The organism is Martelella mediterranea, from assembly GCF_004342225.1.
In the GTDB taxonomy this organism is placed as follows: Bacteria; Pseudomonadota; Alphaproteobacteria; order Rhizobiales; family Rhizobiaceae; genus Martelella; species Martelella mediterranea_B.
Map to the genome: position 1 here is coordinate 1 of NZ_SMAR01000075.1, position 5,830 is coordinate 5,830.

5 protein-coding genes, 1 tRNA gene and 1 pseudogene are annotated in these 5,830 nt (G+C 55.2%); 2 read left to right on the top strand and 5 right to left on the bottom strand.

The genetic code is table 11. The annotated features are described in order from the left end of the window. Positions 1-25: 25 nt before the first annotated feature. The 3 genes and pseudogenes from EDC90_RS21015 to EDC90_RS20310 form a co-directional block, all read right to left on the bottom strand. Positions 26-199: a hypothetical protein gene (locus tag EDC90_RS21015; RefSeq protein WP_165972921.1), complete on the bottom strand. Its 174-nt coding sequence runs from the start codon at positions 197-199 to the stop codon at positions 26-28. 6 nt (positions 200-205) lie between these two features. Further along, positions 206-385, bottom strand: a pseudogene (locus EDC90_RS21600) (DUF6538 domain-containing protein); the annotation flags it as partial. Between the two features lie 123 nt (positions 386-508). Then, positions 509-583: transfer RNA gene (locus EDC90_RS20310), tRNA-Gln, on the bottom strand. 178 nt (positions 584-761) lie between these two features. Between EDC90_RS20310 and EDC90_RS20315 the strand changes: the two genes are divergently transcribed. Next, the gene (locus EDC90_RS20315) at positions 762-1,670 is read left to right on the top strand and encodes an MBL fold metallo-hydrolase (protein WP_132314334.1); all 909 of its coding nucleotides are present in this window, start codon (positions 762-764) and stop codon (positions 1,668-1,670) included. Here EDC90_RS20315 and ppdK read toward each other — a convergent pair. Both ppdK and EDC90_RS20325 read right to left on the bottom strand, forming a co-directional pair. Beyond that, the gene (gene ppdK / locus EDC90_RS20320; RefSeq protein ID WP_132314335.1) at positions 1,644-4,346 is read right to left on the bottom strand and encodes a pyruvate, phosphate dikinase; all 2,703 of its coding nucleotides are present in this window, start codon (positions 4,344-4,346) and stop codon (positions 1,644-1,646) included. The two genes, EDC90_RS20315 and ppdK, sit on opposite strands and share 27 nt — an antisense overlap. Before the next feature lie 122 nt (positions 4,347-4,468). Beyond that, positions 4,469-5,371, bottom strand: a complete 903-nt coding sequence (locus tag EDC90_RS20325) for a LysR family transcriptional regulator (RefSeq protein ID WP_165972922.1) — start codon at positions 5,369-5,371, stop codon at positions 4,469-4,471. 102 nt (positions 5,372-5,473) lie between these two features. On the opposite strand from EDC90_RS20325, the gene EDC90_RS21375 reads away from it, so the two are divergent. Further along, entirely contained in the window at positions 5,474-5,734 is a 261-nt protein-coding gene (locus EDC90_RS21375; protein WP_132314337.1) for a DUF1127 domain-containing protein, read from the top strand. Positions 5,735-5,830: the final 96 nt, after the last annotated feature.

Sequence of the window (5,830 nt, forward strand, 5' to 3'; positions counted from 1 at the left end):
CATCAAAAACAAGCAGCATAATCAATCACACAAACCAGCCAGAGCCTCCAATGCTCAAGCCGCTCTGATGTCCCATTTTATATGACAACGGACAGTCCTGCTCGGCCGCGCGTCGGTTCTGAATGTTTTCAAGTTCGGATTTTACGATTGATTCCAGCCATGCTTTAGCCCGCTCGTTTGTCAGTTTCAGTTCTTCCATCCGCTCAAAGATCTCCTGGCTTTTGGCATACAAGACAGCTGACAGCCTGCGGGCGGTCGACGGGTCGCGGGTCTTCAGACTCAACTGAATATAGTAACTTTTGGAGGATACACCAGAGGAGGCGGGAACACGGCGGCGCCATGTATAGACAGCGCCCCGGCGGAAAACGTGAGGGATACGCGGCATGATCTTCTTCCTTTCAGGAACAAGTCTGATGCCTTTGTGATACAGTCATGTGTGACACATATGTCCACAGGCCACATTCACCACATCGTTTTCTTATGAAATTCAATCACTTATGAGATGATTTGGCTGGGGTGGCTGGATTCGAACCAGCGCATGCCGATACCAAAAACCGGTGCCTTACCGCTTGGCTACACCCCAGCATGCTCAACCGGCCAGAGACCGGAAGAACGGATGCTCTCTTAGCAAAGCTGGCACCGGGCCACAACGCCTAATTCTGCCATTATGGCAGTTTTTAACGGGGTCGATCTTTCCTCGGACACTTGCTTTTTACAAGCGTCCTATCACATAGAGGGCCGATTTCACGAAAGGTAAGACAATGGCGGACCCGGCTTTTAACCGTGCATTCGATCCGGCTTATGGCAGGGCCGTTGAAATCACCCGGGGGATATATCGTGTCACGGCTGAAAATCCGTCGCCATACACGTTCCACGGGACCAACGGGTATCTGATCGGCAATGACAGTCTGGCGATCATCGACCCCGGCCCGGATGATGACCGGCACTTTGAGCGTCTCATGCACATCATTGATGGCCGGAAACTCTGTCACATCCTGATCACGCACACACACCGTGACCACACGCCGATGGCTCATAGGCTTAAGGCGAAAACGGGCGCGCCGATCGTCGCTGAAGGACCGCATCGTGCATCACGGGCTTTGCGAAACGGGGAAACCAACCCGTTTAAAGAAAGCGCTGATCTGGATCTGGTCCCGGATATCATTTTTCGCGATGGCGACGTGATCTCTGCCGGCGGTTTTGACATCGAAGCAGTTCACACACCCGGCCACACAGCGAACCATCTTGCCTTTGCCGTGAAAGGCACAAACATTCTTTTCTCCGGTGATCATGTCATGGGCTGGTCCACCACGATGGTCGCACCGCCTGACGGGGCAATGAGCGATTATATGGCTTCGCTGGAAAAGCTCCTTTTACGCAAGGAAAATCACTATCTTCCGGGCCATGGCGGGCCTGTTAAAGAAGCGCATAACTTCGTCCGCGGTATTCGTTCACACAGGCGGATGCGCGAACGCGCCATTTTGAACCGGCTTGCAGCCGGGGATCACACAATCGCGGAAATGGTCGAAGTGATCTATCGCACGACGAACAGAAACCTGCATGGCGCGGCTTCGTTGTCCGTACTGGCGCATATCGAAAGTCTGGTGGAACGGGGCCGGGTCTCGGCCGATGATGGTGTGGTCTTAGGCGGTCGCTACCGCCTTGCCTGATGCCGGATCCTCACGTTCGCGGATGCTGGCCTGTGCTGCCGCCAGCCTCGCCGTAGGCACACGGAAAGGCGAACAGGAGACATAATCGAGCGCCAGTGTTTCGCAAAAGCGAATGGATATCGGGTCGCCACCATGTTCGCCGCAAATGCCGATCTGAAGATCAGGTTTGGCCATGCGTCCGCGCTCGGTAGCAAGCTTCATCAGTTCGCCGACACCATCGAAATCCAGCGACATGAACGGATCCCGTTCCAGAATGCCTTTCTTTTGATAAGCGCCCAAAAAACCCGGAGCATCATCGCGAGAAAGACCGAAGGTCGTTTGTGTCAGATCATTGGTGCCGAGTGAGAAAAAAGCCGCTTCCTCAGCGATTTCATGAGCACGCAGAGCCGCGCGCGGAAGCTCTATCATGGTGCCGACGCGATAGGTCAGTGTCATTCCACTTTCCCGCATCACCGTTCCCGCAATCCCATCAATTCGACCTTTGACATACTCCAGCTCGGACCGGAGGCTGACGAGCGGCACCATGATTTCCGGAACAACCGCCTCGCCGGTCAGACGGGCGGCAGCAACTGCGGCTTCAAATATTGCCCGGGCCTGCATTTCGGCGATCTCGGGAAAGGAAATAGCCAGCCGACACCCGCGATGTCCCAGCATTGGATTGAATTCATAGAGTGCTTCGACGCGTTGCTTGAGCAGGCTGGTTTCCATATCCAGCGCACGGGCGACTTCTTCACGCTCTTCTTCATTTTTTGGTAAAAATTCATGCAGTGGCGGATCAAGAAGCCGGATCGTAACCGGCAGGCCGTGCATGATCGCGAAAATTTCTTCGAAGTCAGCACGCTGCATCGGTAACAGCTGATCAAGCGCAGCTCTGCGCCCGGCCTCGTCCTCAGCCAGAATCATACGGCGCATGGTTTTGATGCGGTCACCTTCGAAGAACATATGTTCGGTGCGGCAAAGACCTATGCCCTCGGCTCCAAACTCGCGGGCTGTACGCGCGTCTCCGGGTGTATCTGCATTTGTGCGCACCTTCATTCTGCGGGCAGCATCTGCCCAGCCCATCAGGCGCTGAAAATCATCCGAAAGCGCTGGCTTCTGGGTCGGGACGGCACCTTTCAGCACACGGCCGGTGGAGCCATCGATGGTCACAAGGTCTCCGGCATGCATCAGCACACCGCCGACGCCGTGCAGAATATTGTCGAACCGGTCGACACGCATATTGCCTGCGCCGGTGACACAGGGCACGCCCATGCCGCGGGCGACAACTGCGGCATGGCTGGTCATGCCGCCGCGTGTTGTCAGCACGCCTTCGGCGGCAGTCATTCCGTGAATATCTTCAGGGCTGGTTTCCGTGCGTACCAGAATGACTTTTCTGCCTTCTGCATGCGCCGAGATGGCTTCTTCCGCGGAAAACACAATCTCTCCGGTGACCGCACCAGGGGAGGCGGGCAGGCCGGAACCAACGGGATTTGCCTTGAAGTCTGGCGAAATCGTTGGATGCAGCATCTGGTCAAGCGTGGCCGGATCAACCCGGATGATGGCTTCATCGCGTGAGATCAGGCCTTCGTCGGCCATATCCATCGCGATCTTCATCGCGGCCCCGGCTGCGCGTTTGCCGTTGCGTGTCTGCAGCATCCAGAGCGTGCCGCGCTCGATGGTAAACTCCATGTCCTGCAGATCACCATAGTGCCGCTCAAGCCGGGCTGCGACGGTCACGAGTTCGCTGAAGGCCCGCGGCATCAGTTTTTCCAGTGATGGCTTTTCTGCACCGGATGCAATGCGTCCGGCTTCTGTGATGCTTTGAGGTGTGCGAATGCCAGCGACAACATCTTCGCCTTGTGCATTCAAGAGAAATTCCCCGTAAAGCGCCTTTTCCCCGGTCGATGGGTTGCGTGTAAAGGCGACACCGGTGGCCGAATCATTGCCCAGATTGCCGAACACCATGGCCTGAATGTTCACAGCCGTTCCCCAGTCGAAAGGGATATCATGGAGTGCTCTGTAGGCGGTGGCACGTGCACTCGTCCAGCTGGAGAATACGGCCGAGATTGCCCCCCACAACTGTTCACAAGGGTCCTGAGGAAAGCTTTCTCCCAGTTCCTCGTCCAGCAGTTTCTCATATTCGCTGACGATGTCTTTCAGCTCATCGGCGGAAAGCTGTGTTTCATAGGCATATCCCAGTTCGGACATGCGGTCTTCCAGAATTTCCTCGAAGAACTCCTGATCAAGCCCGAGAACCACATCGGCATACATCTGGATGAAACGGCGGTAGCTGTCCCATGCAAAACGCTCGTCGCCGGTATCTGCTGCCAGCGCTTTGACTGTTTCGTCATTCAGGCCGAGATTCAAAACGGTATCCATCATACCCGGCATGGAGACGCGTGAACCCGACCGTACCGAAAGAAGCAGTGGCGTTTCAGCGCCTCCGAATTGCCTTCCGGTGGCGGCTTCAATGGCTCGCAATCCAGCTTCGATTTCCTGTTTCAGGCCGTCCGGAAAGCCTTTGGCATGAACATAAAAATGCTGGCAGACATCGGAGATGATCGTGAGCCCCGGCGGAACAGGCAGCCCCATGCGCGCCATTTCGGCAAGGCTGGCTCCCTTGCCACCGAGCCTGTCGCGGTCAATGTCAAGACTTTGCGTCTCACCGCACCCGAAGCTGTAAACCCAGTTCGTCATATTGCCGTCCTGTCTCCCTCAGCCACCGAATGCCCGCTTCGCATAAAAGGGCTTTTCCATCAGACGTTAGTGTATCGCAAGGCAAATGAGAATTGGTCAAACGGAAAAATCCCCACCGTTCATCATGAACGATGCATCGCCGCATCCGGACGCGCATTTTCTTTAAGCCATTCCAGAAATATCAGGGCATCGGGATTGGGCGGGCTTTCTTTTGGCCAGGTCGGGCGAACCAGAAAACCGTTCTCGAATTTCACAAATCCTGCCGGTGCAATCAGTTCGCCGCTTTCCAGCATGTTTTCGATCAGAAATCGTGGTGCCATGATAACCCCCATGCCGGTACGGGCGGCCTGAAAGCCAAGATATGTGTGGTCAAATACCAGTTCTTTCTGTGCCCTGATGGTGATACCTGTCAGTTCTTCCCAGTTTTGCCAGACATCTGTCGCGTGGCGGCGATCAATGCGGGTGGGGAAGGAAAAAGTACCGCCTTCAAGCCGGTGCGTATAACGCGGTGCCAGAACCGGCCCCATCTCGACATCGCCCAGCGCAATGGCGTCATGTCGGACGGTCGGGCTTAAAAGACGGTTATAGGAAAAGACCAGATCCGATTCCCCGTCATGGTCCTGACTGCCAGAAGGGCCAACCAGTTGAAGTGAAATGTCAATTTCCGGATAAGCGGTGCTGAAACGGGAAAGAACAGGAATAAGCCAGGTTCGGGTAAAGGTCGCACTGGCGAGCACTTTTACAGGTCTGCGGCCGGTGGACTGCAACAGTGTGCGGTAGCCTGTACGTATCTCATCAAGCGCCTCCGCGACGGTCTGGGCAAAGGAGCGTGCTTGCGGCGTCAGGATAATGCCTGAACCCCGCTTTTCGAACAGGTCGATGCCGCATTGTTCGTGAAGTTGTTTCAACTGTTTGGAAACTGCACCGTGAGTGCGTCCCATGATTTCAGCCGCCTTTGTGACTGATCCGGAACGATATACCGCCTCAAAGGCCAAGAGGCTGGAAAGTGGCGGCAGCGTGTCCATAGCATCCATCCTGTGAATTTATCTCACATAAGAAGCGAGGATAGCTCAATTTTCAAATCAGACAAGCGGCGTATAATTGTCTTGAAAAGAAGGATAATAACGATGGATTGCAAGACCCTTGAACAGCAAGATAAAATAACCACCAGTGCCGCTCTTGCTCGGATCACAGGACAGTCTCAGCGCCCGGAATCGCGCTTACGCGCGCTGGCAGATACGCTCTTTCTATGGAAGCAGCGCCTTGTTGAACGCCGTCAGATGCGTCGCGATCTTGACGCCATGACGCCGGAGATGCTCTGCGATTTCGGTCTTACGCGCCGGTCGGCTGAAAAGCTGGCCAACAGACCATTCTGGCGTGCCGACTGATTAGAGCATCGGGCGATTAGTCTGCAACGCATGCTGTTGATTTGAAGTAGTTCCAGCATTCCTGTGGTGAGAACAGTGCGCACACGTGGCCTACAG